24 protein-coding genes, 1 tRNA gene and 1 other RNA gene are annotated in these 23,023 nt (G+C 36.2%); 10 read left to right on the top strand and 16 right to left on the bottom strand.

All coding sequences use genetic code 11. The features are described from left to right. Positions 1-166: 166 nt before the first annotated feature. Both ACXITR_RS08755 and ACXITR_RS08750 read left to right on the top strand, forming a co-directional pair. Positions 167-1,417, top strand: a complete 1,251-nt coding sequence (locus ACXITR_RS08755) for an FGGY-family carbohydrate kinase (RefSeq protein ID WP_457996847.1) — start codon at positions 167-169, stop codon at positions 1,415-1,417. A 104-nt stretch (positions 1,418-1,521) separates the two neighbouring features. Next, positions 1,522-1,812 carry a type II toxin-antitoxin system Phd/YefM family antitoxin gene (locus ACXITR_RS08750; RefSeq protein WP_457996846.1) on the top strand — a complete coding sequence of 97 codons (291 nt, stop codon included), beginning with the start codon at positions 1,522-1,524 and terminating at the stop codon, positions 1,810-1,812. Between the two features lie 156 nt (positions 1,813-1,968). On the opposite strand, the gene ACXITR_RS08745 is transcribed toward ACXITR_RS08750, so the two are convergent. Both ACXITR_RS08745 and ACXITR_RS08740 read right to left on the bottom strand, forming a co-directional pair. Next, positions 1,969-2,700 carry a sirohydrochlorin chelatase gene (locus ACXITR_RS08745; protein ID WP_457996845.1) on the bottom strand — a complete coding sequence of 244 codons (732 nt, stop codon included), beginning with the start codon at positions 2,698-2,700 and terminating at the stop codon, positions 1,969-1,971. Between the two features lie 135 nt (positions 2,701-2,835). Beyond that, complete coding sequence (locus ACXITR_RS08740; RefSeq protein WP_457996844.1) at positions 2,836-4,482, bottom strand: acetolactate synthase large subunit; 1,647 nt, start codon at positions 4,480-4,482, stop codon at positions 2,836-2,838. A 121-nt stretch (positions 4,483-4,603) separates the two neighbouring features. Between ACXITR_RS08740 and ACXITR_RS08735 the strand changes: the two genes are divergently transcribed. Beyond that, complete coding sequence (locus ACXITR_RS08735; protein ID WP_457996843.1) at positions 4,604-5,218, top strand: 2-dehydropantoate 2-reductase; 615 nt, start codon at positions 4,604-4,606, stop codon at positions 5,216-5,218. 11 nt (positions 5,219-5,229) lie between these two features. Further along, positions 5,230-6,174, top strand: a complete 945-nt coding sequence (locus ACXITR_RS08730; RefSeq protein ID WP_457996842.1) for a glutathione S-transferase family protein — start codon at positions 5,230-5,232, stop codon at positions 6,172-6,174. 4 nt (positions 6,175-6,178) lie between these two features. Here the strand turns inward: ACXITR_RS08730 and ACXITR_RS08725 are convergent, their stop codons facing one another. From ACXITR_RS08725 to ACXITR_RS08690, 8 genes are all read right to left on the bottom strand, one after another. Beyond that, complete coding sequence (locus tag ACXITR_RS08725; RefSeq protein ID WP_457996841.1) at positions 6,179-6,544, bottom strand: hypothetical protein; 366 nt, start codon at positions 6,542-6,544, stop codon at positions 6,179-6,181. Then, the gene (locus ACXITR_RS08720; RefSeq protein WP_457996840.1) at positions 6,525-6,860 is read right to left on the bottom strand and encodes a hypothetical protein; all 336 of its coding nucleotides are present in this window, start codon (positions 6,858-6,860) and stop codon (positions 6,525-6,527) included. Before ACXITR_RS08720 ends, ACXITR_RS08725 begins: the two co-directional genes overlap by 20 nt. 4 nt (positions 6,861-6,864) lie before the next feature. Continuing rightward, positions 6,865-7,119, bottom strand: coding sequence for a SemiSWEET transporter (locus tag ACXITR_RS08715; RefSeq protein WP_457996839.1), 255 nt, complete (start codon positions 7,117-7,119; stop codon positions 6,865-6,867). Positions 7,120-7,264: 145 nt separating this feature from the next. Further along, entirely contained in the window at positions 7,265-10,891 is a 3,627-nt protein-coding gene (locus ACXITR_RS08710) for a hydantoinase B/oxoprolinase family protein (RefSeq protein ID WP_457996838.1), read from the bottom strand. A gap of 41 nt (positions 10,892-10,932) precedes the next feature. Continuing rightward, positions 10,933-11,115: non-coding RNA, 6S RNA (gene ssrS / locus ACXITR_RS08705), on the bottom strand. An 86-nt stretch (positions 11,116-11,201) separates the two neighbouring features. Then, positions 11,202-11,759 carry a bifunctional adenosylcobinamide kinase/adenosylcobinamide-phosphate guanylyltransferase gene (gene cobU, locus ACXITR_RS08700; RefSeq protein ID WP_457996837.1) on the bottom strand — a complete coding sequence of 186 codons (558 nt, stop codon included), beginning with the start codon at positions 11,757-11,759 and terminating at the stop codon, positions 11,202-11,204. A 40-nt stretch (positions 11,760-11,799) separates the two neighbouring features. Beyond that, positions 11,800-12,168: a type II toxin-antitoxin system HicB family antitoxin gene (locus tag ACXITR_RS08695; RefSeq protein ID WP_457996836.1), complete on the bottom strand. Its 369-nt coding sequence runs from the start codon at positions 12,166-12,168 to the stop codon at positions 11,800-11,802. Position 12,169: 1 nt separating this feature from the next. Next, entirely contained in the window at positions 12,170-12,394 is a 225-nt protein-coding gene (locus tag ACXITR_RS08690; protein ID WP_457996835.1) for a hypothetical protein, read from the bottom strand. A 49-nt stretch (positions 12,395-12,443) separates the two neighbouring features. Here ACXITR_RS08690 and uvrC point away from each other — a divergent pair, with 49 nt between their 5' ends. The 5 genes from uvrC (at position 12,444) to ACXITR_RS08665 (ending at position 16,029) form a co-directional block, all read left to right on the top strand. Next, entirely contained in the window at positions 12,444-14,261 is a 1,818-nt protein-coding gene (uvrC, locus tag ACXITR_RS08685) for an excinuclease ABC subunit UvrC (protein ID WP_457996834.1), read from the top strand. Between the two features lie 167 nt (positions 14,262-14,428). Further along, positions 14,429-14,501, top strand: a tRNA-Glu gene (locus tag ACXITR_RS08680). Between the two features lie 195 nt (positions 14,502-14,696). Beyond that, positions 14,697-15,263, top strand: coding sequence for a Uma2 family endonuclease (locus ACXITR_RS08675; protein WP_457996833.1), 567 nt, complete (start codon positions 14,697-14,699; stop codon positions 15,261-15,263). Between the two features lie 212 nt (positions 15,264-15,475). Next, entirely contained in the window at positions 15,476-15,697 is a 222-nt protein-coding gene (locus ACXITR_RS08670) for a DUF433 domain-containing protein (protein WP_457996832.1), read from the top strand. Continuing rightward, entirely contained in the window at positions 15,697-16,029 is a 333-nt protein-coding gene (locus ACXITR_RS08665; RefSeq protein ID WP_457996831.1) for a DUF5615 family PIN-like protein, read from the top strand. Before ACXITR_RS08670 ends, ACXITR_RS08665 begins: the two co-directional genes overlap by 1 nt. A gap of 27 nt (positions 16,030-16,056) precedes the next feature. Here ACXITR_RS08665 and devC read toward each other — a convergent pair whose 3' ends face one another. Beyond that, positions 16,057-17,205 (bottom strand): ABC transporter permease DevC, encoded by a 1,149-nt coding sequence (gene devC / locus ACXITR_RS08660; RefSeq protein WP_457996830.1) that lies wholly within the window; start codon positions 17,203-17,205, stop codon positions 16,057-16,059. A 5-nt stretch (positions 17,206-17,210) separates the two neighbouring features. Next, positions 17,211-18,530, bottom strand: a complete 1,320-nt coding sequence (locus ACXITR_RS08655) for a CapA family protein (RefSeq protein WP_457996829.1) — start codon at positions 18,528-18,530, stop codon at positions 17,211-17,213. A 305-nt stretch (positions 18,531-18,835) separates the two neighbouring features. Here ACXITR_RS08655 and ACXITR_RS08650 point away from each other — a divergent pair, with 305 nt between their 5' ends. Next, positions 18,836-19,648 carry a hypothetical protein gene (locus ACXITR_RS08650; RefSeq protein ID WP_457996828.1) on the top strand — a complete coding sequence of 271 codons (813 nt, stop codon included), beginning with the start codon at positions 18,836-18,838 and terminating at the stop codon, positions 19,646-19,648. Between the two features lie 87 nt (positions 19,649-19,735). On the opposite strand, the gene ACXITR_RS08645 is transcribed toward ACXITR_RS08650, so the two are convergent. From ACXITR_RS08645 to ACXITR_RS08630, 4 genes are all read right to left on the bottom strand, one after another. Further along, entirely contained in the window at positions 19,736-20,158 is a 423-nt protein-coding gene (locus ACXITR_RS08645; RefSeq protein WP_457996827.1) for a GtrA family protein, read from the bottom strand. Beyond that, complete coding sequence (locus tag ACXITR_RS08640) at positions 20,158-20,916, bottom strand: PEP-CTERM/exosortase system-associated acyltransferase (RefSeq protein ID WP_457996826.1); 759 nt, start codon at positions 20,914-20,916, stop codon at positions 20,158-20,160. Before ACXITR_RS08640 ends, ACXITR_RS08645 begins: the two co-directional genes overlap by 1 nt. 22 nt (positions 20,917-20,938) lie before the next feature. Next, positions 20,939-21,700 carry a PEP-CTERM/exosortase system-associated acyltransferase gene (locus ACXITR_RS08635; protein WP_457996825.1) on the bottom strand — a complete coding sequence of 254 codons (762 nt, stop codon included), beginning with the start codon at positions 21,698-21,700 and terminating at the stop codon, positions 20,939-20,941. A gap of 211 nt (positions 21,701-21,911) precedes the next feature. Beyond that, complete coding sequence (locus tag ACXITR_RS08630) at positions 21,912-22,850, bottom strand: DNA polymerase III subunit delta' (RefSeq protein ID WP_457996824.1); 939 nt, start codon at positions 22,848-22,850, stop codon at positions 21,912-21,914. Between the last annotated feature and the right edge of the window lie 173 nt (positions 22,851-23,023).

The raw sequence follows: 23,023 nt of genomic DNA, 5'->3' as shown, positions 1-23,023 counted from the left end.
GTTATTTTTTATAGGATTAGTAATCACCATGGACGGTCAAGAATAATGCCTATTCTAACATAGGGAGCAGTTAACAGTTGACAATGAACAATGGACAATTAACAATTATGTTGTGCTAAAACCTTTGCATTTATATATTCGTGTTTTGCTGTGAAATTGAGGTGTTATGGCAGATAATTTTTATTTAGGTTTTGATTTTGGTACTTCGGGGGTAAGGGCGATCGCCTCTGATCAAAATTATCAATGTACCGATATTATTAAGATACAATGCCATAATTATGATCATTTTTCCCAATGGAGGGAGACAATCTGGGAGGTTTTTTCCCAATTACCTCTCAATGTAAAACAAAATTTAAGGGCGATCGCCCTTTCGGGTACATCTAGCACGGTTTTATTGTGCGACAAAGAAGGAAAACCCCTCACCAATGCCCTTTGGTATAACGATAGTCGAGGAAAAAACGTACTCCCTCAACTGCGAGAATTTGTCCCCGAAAATCATCTTACCCTCAGTGCTACTTCTAGCCTTGCCAAACTTTATTGGTGGTATCAACAACCTATTTTTAACCAAGCCCATTATTTTCTCCATCAAGCAGATTATCTCGGTTTTTTGTTACATGGAAAACTAGGTATTAGCGATTATCATAATGCCCTCAAATTAGGTTATGACGTGGAAAATTTAACCTATCCTTCATGGCTAAAAAATAAACCTTTTTCCCATCTTTTACCTACCATTAAACACCCAGGGGAAACCGTTGCCCCTATCATGGCAAATATTAGTAAAAAATTTAATATCAATCCCCAATGTGTCATAAAAACAGGCACTACCGATAGTATCGCCGCTTTTTTAGCTAGTGGAGTCAAAACTACGGGGGAGGGGGTAACTTCCTTGGGTTCAACCCTTGTTTTAAAACTTCTTAGTGACAAGAAAATCGATAATAGTCGTTATGGTATCTATAGCCATCGCTTAGGAAATTTGTGGTTAACTGGGGGGGCTTCTAATACGGGCGGTGCGGTTTTAAAACATTTTTTTTCTCCTCAACAGTTACAGGAGTTGACTAATAATATTAATCCTAATAATCTTCTTAATTACCATTATTATCCATTAATAAATAAGGGCGATCGTTTTCCTATTAATAATCCCGAATTAAACCCAAAATTAGAACCAAAACCCGATAATCCTCTACTTTTTTTCCAAGGTATTTTAGAAGGCATCGCCGATATTGAGAAGAAAGGCTATGAATTATTACAACAACTAGGGGCAAACCCCTTCACTAAAGTATATACCGCTGGGGGAGGTGCGGTAAATGAGCCATGGCGACAGATAAGGGAATTAAAGTTAAATGTGCCTGTGCTTAAATCTCCTCACACGGAAGCCTGTTATGGGGTTGCCCTTTTAGCCATGGGGGAAAATAAATAACCCTATCAATCAATCTTAGGGATGGCAACATATTTTTCCAACTGGGTAAGTTTGACTAACATTTGTGCTAAATTAGATGTAAATTCGATGCTAAATGGGGGGTTATGATTAATTTAAGTCGAGATATTCAATCTCTTTCTACTTTTAAACGTAATACTAATAATTTAATCAGTCAAATAAAGGAAACGGGTAGTCCAATGATTTTAACGGTAAATGGTAAGGCCGAAATAATCGTACAGGATGCGATGTCTTACCAACAATTATTAGAAAAAATTGATCGCCTTGAAGCAATGTTAGGGATTCAAAAAGGTTTAATAGACGTAAAACAAGGTAATACTCAATCTTTGGAGAATTTTGTTAGCGAGATGGAAACCAAGCATGACATATCAGGTTAAGTTGACGACTTATGCTAAGGGCGAAATTGAGTCAGTTTATTTGTGGCATAAAAGATATGATGGTGGTTATGCAGATTCTTGGTTTCGTGGCTTGATGAATACTATTGCTACTTTGCAAGAAAAACCTTTGCGCTGTGCTTTAGCAAGAGAAGATAATCATTTTTCGAGAAGATTTTCTACTATGATATGGGCTAATTCAGGGGTAGCTCCTAAAGGGTCTATAATTGCTAAGTTAACATTATTATATTGAGTTTTTATTTCTTCTGCCCTAAGGGCGATCGCCTTTGTAATCTTACCGGGAAATAAAAAGTAAGGAAGCAGAGCGATATTTTTAACTCCTGATTCAAGTAAATCTATGATAACTTGATCGTAAAAAGGATTCATTGACCAAAAAGCCAAGGTTGCTGAAGTTTTTTCCGTTAATAGTTGGGCTTCTTTTTTTCCTTGCTCTAGTCTTGTACCGTGGCTTATTAAGAGTCGAGTATGATTAGGGTATTTTTGATATTTTTGTTCTAATAACTCTATTAACGAGCCTTTAGAGCCTAAATGGGGCAATATTTTTATATCTATACCAATTTTAGAAGTATTTTTAAGGGCGATCGCACCTTCTTCGGGTATATCTTCCATTACATGGGTGCCAGAAAAGAGAAATAGGGGTAAAATTTTGATTTGTTTATAACCCTTCCCATGACAAAAATGAGCAAAATCGGTGATTTTTTCCGCCAAGGATTGTGAAGAAAGTTCCAGATATGCCGTATCAACATGGCTATTTCTTCCTTGGGTTTCTAACTCCTCACGGGTTAGATGGGCAAGTTTATCCAGATAAACCTGATATTGAGAATTTCTACTGCCATGTACTACCAAAAGATAGCCTGTGTCGTTATCCATAGATATATATATATTTCAAAATTTGATTAAAAGACAAAAATGGGGGTATCAAATTAAGCGTTGATTAATTTAAACGTGAAATAATACCTTTAATGAGCAAAAAGTATTTTACTAATGCCCATTCCCCCCATAACCCTAAATAGGGCAATTCAAATCCCCTGCTTTTTCAGAAAAACGAAGATTCTCCGCATAGTCCACAGGGCAATCAATGACAGCGGGAACATTTTGGGCGAGGGCTTCTTTAAGGATGGGAATTAAATCCTCGGTGGCAGTCACTCGATAACCTTTTAAACCCATACTCTCGGCAAATTTAACAAAGTCAGGGTTAGTAAAATCCACAAAACTAGATGAGCCAAATTGATTATTTTGTTTCCAGCCGATTAAGCCGTAAGCATTGTCATTAAAAATAAGGGTAACAAAAGGAGTTTTGACTCTCATGGCGGTTTCTAACTCTTGGCAATTCATCATAAATCCTCCATCCCCCGTTACTGCCACTACTTTTTTATCGGGGTGGACTAATTTGGCCGCCAATGCCCCCGGAATAGCGATACCCATGGCAGCGAAACCGTTGGAAATAATACAGGTGTTAGGGGCTTCTGCGTGGTAATGCCTAGCCATCCACATTTTATGGGCGCCTACATCACTAATAACTATATCCTCCGAACCCATCACTTGTCGCAAATCGTAGATTATTTTCTGGGGTTTAATGGGGAAGCCTTCATCATGGGCGTATTGTTCATAGTTTTCCCGAATATCCTTCTTGAGGGTAGCAGAAAAAGGGATAGGTTTGCCAGTGCGATCGCACCTTTTGGCAATTTCATCAAGGGCATCAGCAATATCCCCCACCACTTCCACTTCAGGGATATAACTACTGTCAACCTCCGCTGAATGGGTAGCAATATGGATAATAGGAGTAGTACCATCAGGATTCCATTTTTTCGGGGAATACTCAATCAAATCATAACCCACCGCAATAATTAAATCCGCCTGTTCAAATCCACAGGTGATAAAATCCCGTTGCTGTAAGCCCACCGTCCACAAAGAAAGGGGATGAAGATAAGGAATCGCCCCCTTACCCATAAAAGTATTCGCCACAGGAATATTTAAACGGGTAGCAAACTCCGTCAACGATTCCGTTGCCCTTGCCCGAATAGCACCATTTCCTGCCAAGATTAAAGGATTTTTTGCCCGGGCGATCGCCAAAGCCGCCCCATTAATGCTACGATTAGAAGCATAGATCTTTTCCCGTTGATCAATTCTCAAAGGCTTTCCATCCGCCACCATCGCCGCAATATTTTCAGGTAAATCGATGTGTACAGCCCCCGGTTTCTCCTTCTGGGCAACCTTAAACGCCTTACGCACCACCTCTGGGGTAATACCCGGGCGCACAATCTGCTTATTCCACTTCGTCACAGGGGCAAACATCGCCACCAAATCCAAATACTGATGAGACTCAATGTGCATCCTATCAGTGCCTACCTGCCCCGTAATCGCCACCAACGGCGCCCCATCAAGGTTAGCATCCGCCACCCCCGTCATTAAATTAGTAGCCCCAGGGCCAAGGGTTGATAAACATACCCCCGCCTTTCCCGTCAAACGTCCATAGACATCCGCCATAAAAGCCGCCCCCTGCTCATGACGAACCGTGATAAACTGGATAGTAGAATTTTTGAGAGCCTCGAGAATGTCCAAATTTTCTTCCCCTGGCAAACCAAAAATGTACTCTACCCCTTCATTTTCTAAACATTTAACTAATAATTTCGCTGTGTTTAGTTGAGACATATGCACTCCTCACATTATTTATGGTTAATTTGTTCCCCGTGCCTCAGAAAAAGCTATCCTAAAGGTATATAAATATATAATTTTTTTATTAATCCTTAATCATCTTATTATCAGAGTGAATTTGAGTAATCCCTCCTTACCTAATCCTAATCAATTTTTGCCCGATTTAGATGGCTTTTCTTATAATCCGATTCCCATTCCTAGCCATCCTAAACAATATCGGGCCATAGGAATCATTCAAGGGAAATACACCCCCCTAGAAGGTAAACTAACCAAAGGAGTGATGGAAACAAGGGATGGAGAAAAATTTGATAGCGTCATTTTATCAAAGGCTATTAGTTCGATAAAAAATCATGTGGATGTTAATAAAGCTCAAAATTGGATTGTTTATCCCCATAAAATTCGCAATAGCGAACAACTTTACTTACAGATAATTGGCATTTCTCCTCCCGATAAGTCAAATCATTTAATATCAGAAAAATCCTTACCGCAAGATTATTTTTCTATTCGAGGAGAGGTATTATATTTTAATAAAAAGACAGAGACAGTTATTGTAAAAATACGTTTTAATAGAAGAATAAGAGGGAAAAAATCAAAATTTTTTAAACTAGAACTAAAAGGAGTTATTGAAAGTAATTCTGTTCATCATTTTTATAGCTTCGATGTCATTTTAGCAGATAATAAATTGATAGTAAAAAAATACATAGATTTAGGTTTAATTGCCGTTAATGTTTAGAATAAAAATTCATGTTAAATCAAAAATGGTTAATTCAGATTGCCCAAACTACATGGAAAACCATGTGGCAATTAATGATGTCCAACCTAGCCCCTAGCGACAATGGCAACTATCAACGCCCTTCAAGCACATATCGCCATGGTATCCATCAAAATAGTATTTATACCCCAGAAAAAAATCGTTATACTCTCTACGCTGGTTTAAGTTGTCCTTGGGCCCATCGTACCCTAATTGTTAGAACATTAAAAGGTTTAGAAGAAGTAATTGACCTAGAAATTGTTGTACCTTCTCCAGCAGATGGAGGATGGATAATTCCCCAAGGCTCAGAAAATTTTTATACCTTAAAGCAATTATATTTTCTGTCTGATAGTAGTTATCAAGGGCGTTGCACCGTACCAGTTTTATGGGATAAAAAAACTAAAACCATTGTTAATAATGAAAGTTCAGAAATCATTGTTTTACTTAATAGCTGTTTCAATGAATATGCTTCTTTTCCTGAATTAAATTTATATCCAGATAGTTTAAAAGAAAATATAGATAGTTGGAATCAAAAAATATATCATCACATCAATAATGGGGTTTATCGTTGTGGATTCGCCCAAACTCAAAAGGCTTATGAAGATGCTTGTTATGGATTGTTTAATTTGCTGGATGATATTGATATAGTCTTAGGAAATAATCGCTACCTATGCGGTGATGAATTAACCCTTGCTGATATTCGTTTCTTTACTACTTTAATCCGTTTTGATTTGGTTTATTTTGGTTTGTTTAAATGTAATATTAAAAGAATTGCTGATTATCCAAATATTTCTCGTTATGTACAGGAAATTTATAAATTAGAAGGAATAAAAGAAACCTGTGATTTTGAGACCATAAAAAAAGACTATTATGGTAATCTTTTCCCCCTTAACCCGGGGGGAATAATCCCGTTAGGTTTACCTAATTATCAAGATTAAGGTATTAATTATCATCAAATAAATTTTTAACAATTAATTGAGTTTTCTTTTCTATCCCATCCCAATTTAATTCTCCTGCATCATTTACTAACATAGAATCAATTTCTACGGGTTGATTTTGTTCTATGGTAAACTCTTTAAAACACACTTGGAAACAGATAAACCAAACATTAGTTTCTTTTACTATATCTCCTTTTTTTTGGGTCAAAATATGACTAGGAAAGGGCTCATTAATTTCTTCATAGGTTATATCCCAGTTATTTATCTCTGCTTGTTTTCTAATGTTATCCACTACTCTGATGTAAACGGGTTGCATTAATAAGTTTGCTTTCTCGTAGTCAAGATTTGTTTTAAATTGTGGTGACTTCATGGTTAGGGATAATTGAAATATTTGCTTTGCGGGTAACGGTGTAAATTATTCTCGCAATTATAATAATTTTTTGGATTTTTTGATAGTTATACTTCCACTGTTGGTATTTTATTTTTGTTTTTTTTACTTCTAAGCCTACGGTCAAAATTGATAGGGGTATTTGTTTTAAAATAAGATTTAACTCTAGTTCTATTCCTTCTAATAATTGATTGATTTCTTTTAGTTTGCTATTGATTTTTATTAGGTTTATTAAAATTATAATAAGGGCGATCGCCATTAAAACATTAATAGAACAAACTATGATAACAAAAATCATTAAATTACTTAAATTTCAGTTTAAAAAACAGAATACTCCCTGCCAAAATTAAAGTTACTAAATTAGTTAATAACACAGGAATATCCATAATAAAAAAACCATAGATAATCCAAAGAATTACCCCTACACAAAAACAAAGAAACATCGTTAAAGAAATATCTTTCGCTGATTTTGAACGCCAAGTTTTGAGGGCTTGGGGAAGAAAAGAAATAGTGGTTAAAGTACCAGCCATCAAACCAACCATTGTAATAATATCCATAAATAAGGTATAGAAGGAGTATTTAGTTAAGTTATCATATCATTGCTTAAAATCTTTAATAATTAAGAAAATCAAATAGTTAAAATTTTCCCTGTAATCAACCCTTGAACATTAAAGAATATTATCAATTATCCACTATCAATTATTAATTATTAGCCCCTCCGCCCCCCGGGGTTTCAATGACAAAAATATCATTAACACCCATTTCCACCTCAGCGGTTGCCCCAAGGGTTTCCACCTCTCCATTTTCTCTTATCACATAATTTTTACCCACTGCACCACTTCCTCCACCATTTAAACCCGATGGAGGTATGAAACGATGACTAGATAAAATAGCCGCCGTCATGGATTCCAAAAAACGAACTTTACGGATTACCCCATCACCGCCCCGAAAATCCCCCTTACCACCACTACCCCGACGGATAGAAAAAGATTCTAAACGTACAGGAAAACGCCACTCCAACACTTCAGGATCTGTTAATCTGGAGTTAGTCATATGGGTTTGGATTGCATCGGTACCATGGTAATTATACCCTGCCCCTGAACCACCGCAGATGGTTTCATAGTATTGATACTTTTCATTACCAAAAGTAAAATTATTCATCGTGCCTTGAGAGTTTGCCATGATGCCCAAAGCGCCATAGAGGCAATTGGTTATTTGTTGGGAGGTTTCCACGTTTCCTGCTACCACGGCATGGGGATATTGTGGGTTCAAAAAACAGTTAGGAGGCATAATTATTTCTAAGGGTTTCAAACATCCTGCATTGAGGGGAATGTCTTTATCAACGAGGGTGCGAAATACGTATAAAACCACGGCCTTACATACGGATATGGGAGCATTAAAATTATTGTCTAGGGGTGCTGATGTGCCTGTAAAATCGATGGTAGCTTGATCTTTATGGTCATTAATAGTTACTTTGATACTAATGGTTGCCCCATTATCTAGGTGACTGGTAAATTGACCATTTTTTAGTAATTTAATGGCATCTTTTACGCACTCTTCGGCATTTTCTTGGGCAAAATCCATATATTGTTTAACGGTTTCTAAGCCGTAATACTCGGCTAGTTTTGTTAACTCTTGTAATCCCTTTTCATTGGCAGCAATTTGTGCTTGTAAGTCGGCTAAGTTTTGCTGATAATTTCGCACAGGATAGGGATGGTTTGTTAGTAATTCTAATAGTTTTTCTTCCCTTAATTTTCCTGCTTCTACTAAACAAAAATTGTCGATTAAAATACCTTCTTCTTCAATACTTTTACTCATGGGAGGCATGGAACCCGGAGTGATGCCCCCGATGTCGCTATGGTGTCCCCTAGAAGCCACAAAAAAGTCTGGTTTTTCTGAGTGAATAAATACGGGAGTAATGGCGGTAATATCTGGTAAATGGGTTCCTCCATTGTAGGGGTTATTAGTAATATAAACATCTCCTTTTTTGAGTTGATTTGCCTTACTTTTTATAAGGGCTTTTACTGTTTCACCCATGGAACCAAGATGCACAGGAATATGGGGAGCATTGGCTACTAATTGCCCTTTTTGATCAAAAATTGCACAGGAAAAATCTAGTCTTTCTTTGATGTTTACTGAGTAGCTTGTTTTTTGTAAAGTTATGCCCATTTCTTCGGCAATGAAGCGGAAAAGATTATTAAAAATTTCTAATAAAATAAGGTCTTTTTTAATGATGTTGTGGGAGTTGGATGGAGAGGTTTGATTTTTTTGTTTTAAGGATGTAAGAATTAGGTTATTATCTTTACTAATCTCCCCTTGCCAATCGGCTTCGATAACGTTTGTGCCTGTGGATTCGATGATTAATGCTGGCCCTATTATGGGTTGATTGGGGGGAATTTCTTGCCGTTGAAAAACAGGGGTATTATGCCATTTATTTTTGCTATAAAGTTGTACATGGGTGATGGGGGTTAGTTGGTTTACTGTTTTTTGTTGTATTTCTGGTAATGAATCTTCATAGGTAGGGTTAATTAGTTCGAGGGAAATTTGTTCTACTATCAAGGGTTTATTTTCGAGGATAAAACCATATAATTTTTTGTGGGCTTGGTTAAATTTTTGGGTAATTTCTGAGTAGTTATGATAGTCTATTTCAAGGGATGAATCTGTGCCTTGATATTTAAGATATATCTTTTGTTTATAGGTGATTTTTTCTTGGTCAATTTTGTTTACTTGGTGGGATAATTCGGTTAGGATTTCTTGTTTTAGTTGCTCAAAGTCTTGGTTTAATTCTGTTATGAGGGAGGGGGTAAAGATTTTTTCTTGGCTTTTTTCTTTGATAATACGAATATCTGCCAAACCAATGCCATAGGCGGATAAAACCCCAGCGAGGGGATGGATAACAATATTCCTGATACCTAAAGATTCGGCGATTAAACAGGCGTGTTGTCCTCCTGCACCCCCAAAACAACATAGGGTATATTCACTAATGTTATAGCCTTTTTGGAGAGAGACTTTTTTAAGGGCGATTGCCATTATTTCTACGGCTATTTTTAAGAAGCCTGAAGCAATTTTTTCGGTAGAAATGGGGTTTTCTAATTGATTTTGAAGGGCAATAAATTTTTTATTTACTACGTCTATATCTAAGGGTGATTTACCATCTTTGCCAAAAATGTGAGGAAAAAAGTCAGGTTGTATCTTACCTAAAAATAAATTACAATCAGTTATGGTTAAATCTCCTCCTTTGCCATAACAAGCAGGTCCTGGGTTTGCCCCCGCCGATTCTGGCCCCACTCGATAGTTTAAACCATCAAAGGTACATATAGAGCCTCCCCCCGCCGCTACGGTATCGATGGCCATCATGGGGGTGCGTAGTCTTACCCCTGCGATTTCGGTGTCTAGGGTGCGCTCGTATTCCCCGTTAAAGTGGGCTACATCGGTGGAAGTGCCGCCCATATCGAAGGTGACAATTTTGTTAATTCCTGCTTTCTGACAGGTTTTCACCGCGCCCACAATGCCCCCCGCAGGGCCAGATAAGATGCTATCTTTACCTTGAAATTGGGATGAGTTGACTAGCCCCCCGTTAGACTGCATAAACATCAGTTTGGGTAATATATCTTTTTGCCCTCGGTTGCCCATTTCTTGTTGCACCTGATCCACATAACGACGTAAAATGGGGGATAAATAGGCATCTACCACGGTGGTGTCTCCCCTACTTACTAATTTCATGAGGGGGCTAACTTCGTGGGAAACGGAAATTTGGCTAAATCCGAGGTTACGGGCGATCGCCCCTATACGTTTTTCATGATCACTGTAGCGATAACCATGGAGTAAAATAATGGCACAGCACCTAATTCCTTGGTCATACACCCGCTGTAAGTCTTCAATGACTTTTTTCTCATTAACAGGGCTTAACTCCTCCCCATGGGGAGAATAACGGGCAGAAACTTCGATTATTTCCTCATATACCATGGAGGGTAAAATGATTTCACGGGCAAAAATATTAGGGCGATGTTGATAACCAATGCGCAAGGCATCTCCAAAACCCTCATTAGTGACTAATACCACCCTTTCCCCCTTTCTCTCTAAGAGGGCATTTGTGGCTACCGTTGTTCCCATTTTCACCACTTCTATATCTTTGAGAGGTAGAGGTTGCCCAGGGGGAATGGCCATTAAAACCCTGATACCTTCCACCGCCGCATCAGTATATTGCTCGGGATTTTCTGACAATAACTTATGGGTAATTACTTGTTTTTCTGGAGTTAGGGCAATTACATCAGTGAAAGTACCGCCCCTATCAATCCAAAATTGCCATTTACTTTCATTTCTTGCCATGGTCTTTCCTATGGTAGATATGGCTTAATATTATGACAAAAAAATTAACCATCGTGCCGTTTTACTTCAGTTTATGACCTGGATTACCAGGGGGATGCCGATGTTTCTGTATTCGTTTCCGAGTACATGCTCGGTTTACTGCAACGAGAACTCAATCAATATCCAAATTTTTCAAGTTATAGATCAAAAAACTTGATAAGCAGTCACCAACACGATAGCTAATTCTTTTACTATGATAGTCAATTATCTTTGGAATCTCAACCCCCATCCACAAAGCTAAAAAAATACTTTACCCATGAAAAAATGAACATCAGGGTTTCTGTGTAGGGTAAATATTCAGATTAACTCCAATTTGTCTAATATCTACCGCATAGCCTGCCACCACCAAAAAAACCTCATCGGCAAGTTGTCCAATTTGACGGGTTAAACTACCGAGACGATTACGGAATAAACGCCCCATGTCATAGGCAGGAATTACCCCCCATCCCGTTTCTTCTGCCACCAAAATAATTTTACTATTACTACGATGTAAACTATCTAATAATTGCTCTATTTGTTTTTGCCAAAAAGTATCATCTTTTTCGATAAAATTTGCAACCCATGTACCAAGAGAATCGATTAATATCAATTGATTACCATGGAATTCATTAATAGTATTTGGTAAGTCAAATGGTACTTCTAAAGATTGCCATGATTGAGGTCTCCTTTGCTGATGAATTTTAATTTTTTCCATCCATTCAGCATCGGATGCTATTTTTTGAGCAGTGGCAATATAAATAACTTGTTGGGATTGATTTTTGGCAAGGGATTCTGCCCATTCGCTTTTTCCACTACTAGCAGCACCTGTTACTAAAGTAATTTCAGCCATAGGGATGGGTTAATTTTAATGTGTTAATGATGGGTAAATATTAACAGATAATATTTGCTTCTTTTTTGTTTAAACTTTCTTCTAACAGTGAGTTAATTAAGCTATTTACACTCACACTATTTTTTTGTGCTATATTTTCCAAGCGTTGGTATAAATTTTCTGATATTTGTGAAGCAATATTATTTTTACTTGTATTTGCACTGAAAGGCTCAGGAATGGAAAAACCCTGATAATTTAAAGCGTCAATGGTTTCTTGTAAAGCATCAAAACCATTCTGCATCGCTTCTTCAGGAGTTTCTCCATCAGAAATACACTCATTAAAATCAGGAAAAGAAATTAAATAACCACCACCTTCTTCTTCGTTTAAAGGTCTAATTTCAAAGGGGTATGAAAACAAATTATTCATCATACTAATTCTCTAAAAAATTGATAAACTTTTTAATATATATGGGTTTAATCGGGCGATGAGCTGGAATTGGTAATGTTTTGCCATTATTTCTAATGAAAACGACATGGGAGGTTCCTTTTTGTCTCCATTCTATACTATAAGTCTGTGCGACAGTTTTTAGACTTTCAATACGCCAATCATGGGGATTAAGTTTCATTTTTGCAAGAATTTTATCTGCTTTACTCATTATCTGTCTTTGTTAAAATATGTAAAGAGAAGATTTTTTATTTATTAACATGGTTGCACATTATCCGTTGCCTAAAATGAAGGATTTGCCCTCGGATGCGGGGGTTTATTTTATGCGCGATCGCACTGGGGAGATATTATATATAGGTAAGGCGAAAAATTTACGCAAAAGGGTATCATCCTATTTTGCCCCTTCCCAACGCCATAGTAACCGTATTGCTTTGATGGTATCCCAGATACGGGATATAGATTTTATTGTCACCGATACCGAAGCCGAGGCATTGGCACTGGAGGCGAATTTAATTAAGCAACACCAACCCCATTTTAATGTGTTACTCAAGGATGATAAGAAGTATCCTTATGTGTGCATTACATGGTCAGAAAAATATCCTCGTATTTTTATCACCCGTAAAAGAAGGGTAAAAAATAAGGGCGATCGCTACTATGGGCCCTATACTGATACAAGGGGATTACGCCACACCCTCGATTTAATTAAAGGTAACTTTCCCCTGCGACAACGCCCCAAGCCATTACATAAAGATAGACCCTGTTTAAACTATGATTTGGGAAAATGCCCGGGAGTATGTCAAAATCTTATTTCTCCCCAAGACTATCACCAAATTATCGAAAAAATTGCCCTTATTTTTCAAGGTAGAACAAACGAACTAATTAGTCAATTAAAACAACAGATGGAAAGGGCAGCAGAAAATCTTGATTTTGAAAAAGCAGCTAAATATCGAGATCAAATCAACAGTTTGGAGCAATTATTTGCCACTCAAAAGGTAGCCCTGCCCGATGATACCATATCCCAAGATGCGATCGCCCTTGCCCAAGATCAAGACCATACCTGTATCCAACTATTCCAGATTAGGGCGGGGCGTTTGGTAGGTAGATTAGGCTTTTATACCGACAACGGCATGGAAACCGAAGCAGGGGAGATATTACAAAGGGTATTAGAGCAACATTATCAACAAATTGAACCCTTAGAGATTCCTAACGAAATTTTGGTACAACATCCCCTAAAGGATGGAGAAATGTTGATGGAATGGTTAGGGGAAAAGACAGGGAAAAAAATCACCATTACCAATCCCCAAAGGCAAATTAAAGCCGAATTGATCAACATGGTGGAAAAAAATGCTTACATTGAACTAGAAAAAACTCAAAAATCAGCCCTAGCTAATCTGGAAGCCATGGAGGATTTAAGCCATATTTTGCATCTACACCACCTTCCCAAACACATCGAAGGGTATGATATATCCCATCTCCAAGGCTCTAATGCGGTGGCATCTAGGGTGGTATTCATCGATGGGCAACCTGCCAAACAATATTATCGTCATTACAAAATTAAAAACCCCACCATCACCATCGGACATTCCGATGATTTTTTATCGTTGCAGGAGGTGATTAGACGACGTTTTTCGGGTAACGACCCCCATCCTGACTTAGTTATGATAGATGGGGGAAAAGGGCAACTCTCGGCGGTGTGTGAGGTATTGGAGGAGTTGCAACTGATGGAAAAGGTGAAGGTAATTAGTTTAGCTAAAAAAAGGGAAGAAATATTTTTGCCCCGACAATCCCAGCCTTTGCCCACCGATGCGGAACAAGCAGGGGTACAATTATTAAGAAGGTTAAGGGATGAAGCCCACCGTTTCGCTGTCACTTTCCACCGACAACAACGATTAAAGGCCTCTAGGCGATCGCAACTTGACCAAATATTAGGATTAGGATTTGAGCGCCAAAAACGTCTGTTAGCTCACTTTCACTCCGTAGATTACATCAGGGAAGCCAGTGTCAAGCAAATACAAGCAGTGGATGGCATTGGCCCTAGTTTAGCTCAAAATATTTATGACTACTTCCACCCTAGTTAAAGAATTCAATAATGGTTGAAAACCATGGAATTATTCCTTAATTTTTAAAATCGGCAGATAATTAAAAAAAAATCCCCCATTTCCTTGACACTACAAAATAGATTCGTTATATTAATATATGTGCGTTAAACGAGGGAAACAAAAGCCTGAGTTCATCGTAAGACCTAGCCCCCATCGTCTAGAGGCCTAGGACACCTCCCTTTCACGGAGGCGACAGGGATTCGAATTCCCTTGGGGGTATATATAAATAAAGGAGTTAACTCGTTGGGTTGACTCTTTTTTTTTGTATAGTGAAAGAATTGAGGGAGATAGGATAATGGGCGATCAGGCGTAGCCTGCCACTTTGTGATCGCACCTTAGATAGATGATATTTTAGAATCGTATTTGAAGAAAGATTTATAATTTAGTTATTTAGTAAAAAAAGCAGAACTGAGTATGGTAGTTGCTTTAGAAAAAAAAATTTCCCTAGCAGAGTTTTTAAATTTACCAGAAACCAAACCAGCACAAGAATATATCGACGGTAATATTTACCCCAAAATTATGCCCCAAGGGAAACATAGTCGTTTACAAACTCGTTTGTCCACCGCAATTAACCAAGCGGGAGAATCTGACAATTTGGTTTTGGCATTAACTGAGTTAAGATGTACCTTTGCTAATCGTTCAATCGTTCCTGATATTAGCGTTTTTTTGTGGGAAAATATCCCTTTGGATGAGCAAGGAGAAATAATTGATCGTTTTCAAATTCCTCCTGATTGGATTATTGAAATCTTGTCTCCCGAACAATCTCCCAATAGTGTGATTAATAAAATTATTTTTTGTTTAAACCATGGCACAAAATTGGGTTGGTTTATTGACACCAAAGATAAATCAGTGATGATTTTTCAAGCAAATAAATTGCCAGAAATTAAGTACCATGATGATCAATTAAGTACATTAGATATTTTACAAAATTGGCAAATTTCTGTTGATGAGCTTTTTAATTGGTTGAAGCTAGGTAATTGATAAAGGCGATCGCACTTAGGAACCGAATAATAAATATGAGTGAAGGGTGAACTTAAAAGGATCTATTTTGCAGCACAAAAAACTGTCAGACTACGTCTGATTGATCGTATGGCTGAAGTTAGTTTAGAGTGAAACCAACCTAGTAATATTAAGAGTCTGACTGCCTTTGAGATAGAATATAATGATAGGGCTAATGAATCAGAAAGAATGTCATGTCATATAAAGATATTATTACTATAGAATCGGGAAAAAGAAGCGGAAAACCTTGTATCAGAGGAATGAGAATTACTGTGTATGACGTTCTATCCTATCTTGCTTCAGGAATGACTTATGAAGAAATATTAGAAGATTTTCCCTATTTAACAAAAGAGGATATTTTAGCTTGTTTGAGTTATGCAGCAGATCGTGAACATCAAATGGTTTTTGTTAGCTAATGAAATTACTTTTTGATCATAATTTATCACCACATTTAGTTGATGTTTTAGTGGATATTTATCCTAATTCTAATCATCTTTATTTAATGGGGTTAGATCAGCAATCCGATACTATTGTCTGGGAAACCGCCAACAAACAAAACTACATAATTGTTCCTAAGGATTCTGATTTTAATGAATTACTCATTTTGAAGGGTTTTCCACCTAAAGTTATTTGGATTCGTTCAGGAAACTGCTCAACTAACACCATCAAATTACTGTTAAGAAATAACTATGAGTCTATTGTTGCTTTTTATCAGGATCAGGAAATTGGTATTATCTCTTTATTTTGATTGCGATCGCACCCTAACACATCAAAATTAGAATATATCCGCAGGGTCAGCATCTTTTAATTTTCTAACGGCGATCGCCCCTGAAATAAAACACATAATAATAGTTAAAAGTAAGATTAATAAAACTTGGGTTAACTTCATCGCAATAGGTAAAGCAGTGGCAACCCGAGTTAAAGTGTATAAACCAGAAGATATAATAAAACCGGGTATAAAACCTAAAATAGCTAAAATAATAGCTTCTTGGAAAATCAAAACAAAGAAATAACCATCTCCATAACCCATAGCCTTGAGGGTAGCATATTCTGGTAAATGGTTTGAAACATCTGAATATAGGATTTGATAAACAATGACCACTCCAACAATCAAACCCATCATTGTTCCTAAACTAAAAATAAAGCCAATAGCTGTACTTGTAACCCAGAAATTTCTTTCAAATTCAATAAATTGTTGGAGGGTTAACACATTAACATCATCCCCTAAACTATTTTGTATTTGCCTCAAAATCTTTTGTTGATCATGACCCGGTTTAATTTTTATTAATCCAATATTTATTAGACTTAATTCACTGTCTGGAAAAATCCTTACAAAATTAATATCACTGGTAAATAAATTTCCATCAACAGCAAAAGAGGTTCCTAGAAAAAATAAACCACCAACCTTTATTTGACGACGATTTAATTCAGTGTGAACTCTTCCATCCTTTTCAAATAGATATTGGATGGGTCCAAATTCTGAACGAGAAGCCGCATCAAATAATACAGTATCAGGTATTGAAATTTGATCTAAATTATTATTAATTTCTGGTAAATCAATTACTGGTTGTGATGGATTAAAGCCAAAAACAAATATCATACGACTAACCTGAGTTTCTGGATTTTTCCATTCAGCCCCATTAATATACATCGGTGCTACAGAAGCAACTCCCTCCAAAGAAGCTACTTGGTATAAGCGCCTACGTGAAAACAATTTCATTCTATGAAGTGCTTCAGATTGAGGACTAATAAGAACTAAATCTGCTTTCATGTTTGCGTGTACCTGAGTAGCACTATTATAAAGTGCCTCTCTAAAACCTAATTGCATAAACATTAAAATATCCGCAAAAGTTACACCTGCCAAGGCTATTACAAAACGAGCTTTCTCACGAGTTAATTGAAACCAAGCTAAAGGAATAGTCACATTATTTACGATAAAATTAAATTTGTATAATAATAAATCTTTTCTAAATCTACACAATTTTCAAATTTTTCTTTTAAGTAGAAAATATCATCCAGTTTTTTAATTCTATATTCATCAGAATCATTTTTATCAAACTTTATCAAAATTAAAGGTAGTATTTCACACTTCTCAATATAGGTTTTATTCGTATTATTAATTGTGCCTTTCACTAATTTTAATTTTACTAATAAACTCAAACATTCATGAGTAGAATAAACAGGAGTAGTTAAATTTCCCAGTGAATAACAAATAGGAACAAAACGAGAAGGATCTCTTTTTGTTTGATATTTTTCGATGGGTTGAATTACGTGAGGATGATGACCTAATATTAGGTCAACTCCCATCTCTGCCAAATCATGTGCAACTTTTACTTGATGTTTGGTTGGAAAAAACTCAAACTCTAGTCCCCAATGTAAAGATAAAATGATGAAATCACATCCACTTTCTTTGGCATCAAGAATAGCTTTCTTCATTGAAGATAAATCTATCTCAGAATAAGGTCTATTAAGGTTAACCACATTCAGAGAATTTTTATAGTCATCAGTTGGTTTATTTCCATTTAGTCCAAAAGAAAAAGCAATTAAACCCACATTTATTCCATTAATATCAACTGTTTGAAAACGATTATCAGACATCTTTTTTGGAACGTATGTCCCTAAATGAATCACTCCATGATGTTTTACTGATTCAACTGTTTCAAGAACGCCATCTATGCCGAAATCCATCGTATGATTATTGATGGTTGAAAAGGCTGAAAAAGTTCTCCCTCGAAATTTTATCAAGTAATCTAATTGCAACAAACTAAAATATAGTAATGGAGGTTGTTTGTTCTTCTTTTTAACGCTTAGATTTCTATCAGATACATTAACAGGAGCTTCCAAATTAGCAAAAGAAAAATCAACATTCAATAGATCTTCAAAGACATCTTCATAAATATGACGTGATTGTTTTTCTATATTCTCCATTGGAATTATATCCCCTACGGCGGAGATATTTGCTGTAAATGAAGGGCAAAAATTAACTGGAATTTCAAAAATATTATCTCCTTTGCTAAGTTTATTACTCACTTCATCACTAATTTTTCTTTTATGAACTAAGGGATTATCTTTTTTGTATAACCAAAAAACTTTATCTAATAATGACATATTGGGATAATCTCCATCATATTCTGGCAATAAATGGTACAAGCCAAGATGAAAAAACTTGAAACATGTACTGACGAATATATTTTCAATCCAAGACAAATGTAATTCTTGATTTGCAATTTTAGAATTAGACTTTTTCATACAATTAACTATGTTGGCTTTATAAATAGAGGAAAGGAGGGATGGCTCAATTCATCAACACACAAAACAAGTCTTTCTTTTTAATGGTTTACTCTTTGATTTTATTGCAAAAAAACATGAGTACCAAATTTAATATTTTCTAATTATTCTTAATAGCAGCGTTAAATCTTTATATATCAAACTTTACGACGATTTTTACGACTCTTTATCAAAACTTTATAATTCTTGACTAAAAAAATGTGCTTTTTTTATTTCTTTGGTATATTATGTACTTAAGAGTTTTCACTATAAGTACTAATAAGAATATGAATAACAGTTTACTCAAGCACTTAATTATCGCAACATCAATCTCCACCGTCGGAACGACAGTCATGGTGGGTGTATCAGAAGCGGCAACGTTGGCAGGAAATGGAGGAACATTTGATGTTAGCGGATATAGTGTAACCATATCCGCTGCAGCTCCTAACCCTTTAATCCCTACTACTGGAGGAACATTTTTTGATTTTGCAGAATTGACACTAGCTGGTGGTTCGATACCTATCGGTTCCTTAAGTGGTGGCACAAAAGATTTTTTTCCGTTTAATGGAAGTCGACTTTCATTAAAGGACATAACAATTAAGCCAGGTGGTATCTTGGTTGGAAATCCCAGTGGTTTAGACGGAGATTCAGTTGAAGAATTTATTACTGTCTCTGAGACTTTTCCTGATCTTACTCCAACAGCGTTTTCTTTTACTCTTGATTCAATATCAGGAGATCCGACGGTGCTTGGAGCGACAACTACTAGTGTAACTTTAGCAGTAACGGGTTTTGGACGCTTCTTTAATTCAGATGGTACTTTTGCATATAATGGCGAGGCAACTTTTACATCACAGATTGGTGGTGGTGGTCTTAGTATAAGTGACCCTAGTGATGATGATGAAGCATTACAAGCTCTACTTATTGCATTAACGAATGGTGCAACTTTCTCTAGTACTGTTTCTGGGAGATTGTCAAGTCTTGATCCCGCCCCTGTGCCTGAACCCACTATGACTTTTAGTTTATTCTCTCTTGCTGGTATTGCTGCTTTGGGAGGATTGAAAAGTAAAAAGAAAACTAAAAGCGAAGAAATTTCTTACTAGATCTAAAGTCCGATAATAATTAATTATTATCGGATTTTTTAGTTGAAAGTATAATATTTCATAAAACATGACACTATATTAGTTGTCTTATTTGTTAGTGAAAGTGAAATAACGGTGACCTAAAAAACTAACGGGTACATTAATAAGTATTCCGATTATTTTTGCTAGTAAATCACTAATGTTTATAATCTCCACACAAAATTCAATGACGATAACTGTGGTTAACCAGCATACACAAGCTACGATTATATATCTCAACATTTGCTGAAAGGTTGACCTTTTGAAGCTTTTAAAATTTAAAAATTTATTAAGAAAAAAATGTATTGTTATGGCTGTTAGATAAGAAATACTTGTAGCAAATGGTCTATAAATATTTTGTGTTAACAATATATGAAATATACTCAAGTCAATAAGCATTACGAAAGCACCTATGCCAATGTATAACAAAAAAGAAGCTAATTCCTTGTTATTTTTTTTTGGTATTCCCGATTTCTTAGATCGCTTTTTCATTATTTCACTTCAATAAGATTGGCTTGTATTGCTTTAAATAAATTATAAAGATAAATATCTTTGTTGATATTATTAATTGCATGAGAAGTTTTCATCAAAAAAAGTCCTCTTGTTCCTTTAAATTCAATAAATTTTCCACAAGAAAAAGAATGCAAACCACAAAGTTTTAACTGACGAGATAACCTTGGTTCCATAAAACTAATAGCATATGGCAAACCCAAATCAGAAACAATACTTGTCACTGCCAAATAAAGGATGAGAGGAATAATAGACAAATGACGTTTGTTAAATAATTTACTTTCATAACCATTAAAATCTCCATAACAAATTTTTTGATTCCAATGACGAAATTCTCGAAGCACGGCTAGACGAGAAACTTCCCCAAAATAAGATCGAGGGATATGATTAAAATCAAGAAAATGATCATTACATATATTTTCAAAGGGAAACTGTGGCTTAAGACTATTTGAAGAAAGTACTAAACGTACACAACCGATGTATATATTTTTAGGCTTGTACTTAAGTAGTAAATGAACAGAACAAGAATCATAAGCATCTCGTTCTAATTTATCAGGGAATCTACTTAGACACTCATAGCCCAGTTCTTGGCAATAAACTTGATAGCGAATTTTAAAAACTTCTTCTCTCAACTTTGATGTATTTGCAACACAAACTTCAAATTGTTGAGAATTGCACAAAAACCTATTATTTAGTAATAGAGGATCATTTGGTTCTAATTTGCTGGTATTGAAGCCCATATCAAATTTATATAGTTTATGTTTAGGCCGAACAAAATTTATAAGAAATATTGTCTTTAATACTAGCTTGTATTTTTTTAAATAAACGATAAACTTCCATGTTTTTACTGAAGCCACTCAAAACTTCTTGTTTTTCCATAATGTATGGACCTCTCTTGCCATGAAAATCAACCACCGTGCCAATAGGACGAGCAATCAATCCGCTCATGCGTAAATGTCTTGCTAATCTTGGTTCCATTAGAGTCACAGCATGACTAAGCCCTAAATCCATGCCAAGACTTGTGGCAGTTAAATAAAGCCCTAAAGCAATCACGGAAGAACGTCTTTTTTGATTCTTTATTTCTTCTGGAGTTTGATTTTCAAAGACGATTAAACCAGTGGGGGTATTTTTTTCTCCTGCTCTTTTTCTAAATTGAGCAATTACAGCAAGTCGTGATATTTCAGTAATATTTGTTCTTGGTATTTCTTTAAAATTGAGAGCGTGATTATGACAAACACTTTCAAAGGGAAAACGATGGTTTATATCGCTGGTATTTGATAATACTAAACGGACACAACCTGCATAAATACCCGTTGATTTATGTTGTAAAATGCAATGGATAGAACGATTATCGTAAGCATCTTTTTCCATTTGATCGGGGAAATTTTCTGGGGGTTCGTAACCTAGTTCTTGACAATATACTTGATACCTAATTCTGAACACTTGCTCTTTTAGCTCTTGGGTATTAGCTACAAATATATTGAAATATTCAAAAAAGTGTTCTGCTAGACTGGTATTGTCCATGATTTATTTTTTCTGTGTTTATCCTTTCGATTATATCTTTTTTTAAGTATATAAGTAAGTAAGTATATCTTTTGCCTTCAGCAATAAATATTAATTTTAAGTAAAATAAGTGATCGTATTTAGCCATATACTTACGGGAGGTTTAAAGAATAACTTTCAGCTAAACATATACTGCTCCGTCTATTATTGTTTTGCTATGGACGATCGCCCATTAGGTGATAGATTGTAAATAAAAGCAATCCCACACTAGCCGAGGTTGTACATAACTTTTGAGAGCCCTTTTAACCTTTTCTAAACCTTCCACCATGGCTTGATTCTTTTCCCTATCCCAATACAAAGACTGTAAATAGTCTGCTAACCATAATTGGGTTTCTAACTCCAAATTGTCGCTAATTTCCTTGGCAAGGTTAAACCCATCGATCGCCCCTTGGGGTAGATTTGATAACCTAGAAAGTAAATCTGACGGTATTTCTAACAGCTTAGTGCGATCGCCCATAGCCTTACCCGGAGAGCCTTGAGCCAACTTAATCACTTGAGGATATTCCAACACATCCCCCGCATTTTGCCGTTGCAATACATAAGCCAAATCATCCTCACCCAGACGAGAAAAAGGAATAATCTGACAACGGGATACAAGGGTAGAAAGAATGGCATCCACACTGGGGGCAATTAAAATAATAGTAGCCCTCCCCGGCTCCTCAAGGGTTTTTAATAAAGCATTTCCCGCCGATTCTGCCATCAACTCCCCATCATCAATTATCACCACCGAACGGGGGGCTTTGAGGGGGGGACGACCTAAAAATTCACTGATTGCTCTTATTTGTTCAATTCTGATTTGAGGAGCATTTTTTCGCTTTAAACCCTGTTCCTGAGCTTGGGAAACAGTAATCAGCTCACCTTTTTCGGTGTATGTAGGCTCAACCCAAAGGAAATCGGGGTGGTTTCCTGCCTGTATTTTTTGCACCATGGCACCATAATCATCTTCAGGGCGAATCATCAACATTTCCGCAAAACACCTCGCCCCGTAGGACTTACCGATGCCCTTTGCCCCCACAAACAAGTAAGCAGGAGCAATACGGTTAATGGCGATCGCCCTTTCTAACAATTCTACAGCTAGCGGTTGTCCAATTAATTTTGCAAGGGGCTTCATAAAAAATTGATAATTGACAATTGATAATTAATTTAACGTAAATGGCAAAAGAAGTCCTCATTCTCAGCGTAGCGGAATGATGGATGAATTTTGCCCAACAAAAAAATCCGACAGGATGCTACACAAAACCAAAATCAGTAGTTATAATATTTTTACAAGCAACCTTAGTTTGT

This window comes from Cyanobacterium sp., assembly GCF_054166785.1.
Note: the sequence above shows the minus strand (reverse complement) of the source record. Positions and strands in the feature narration are given on the sequence as shown.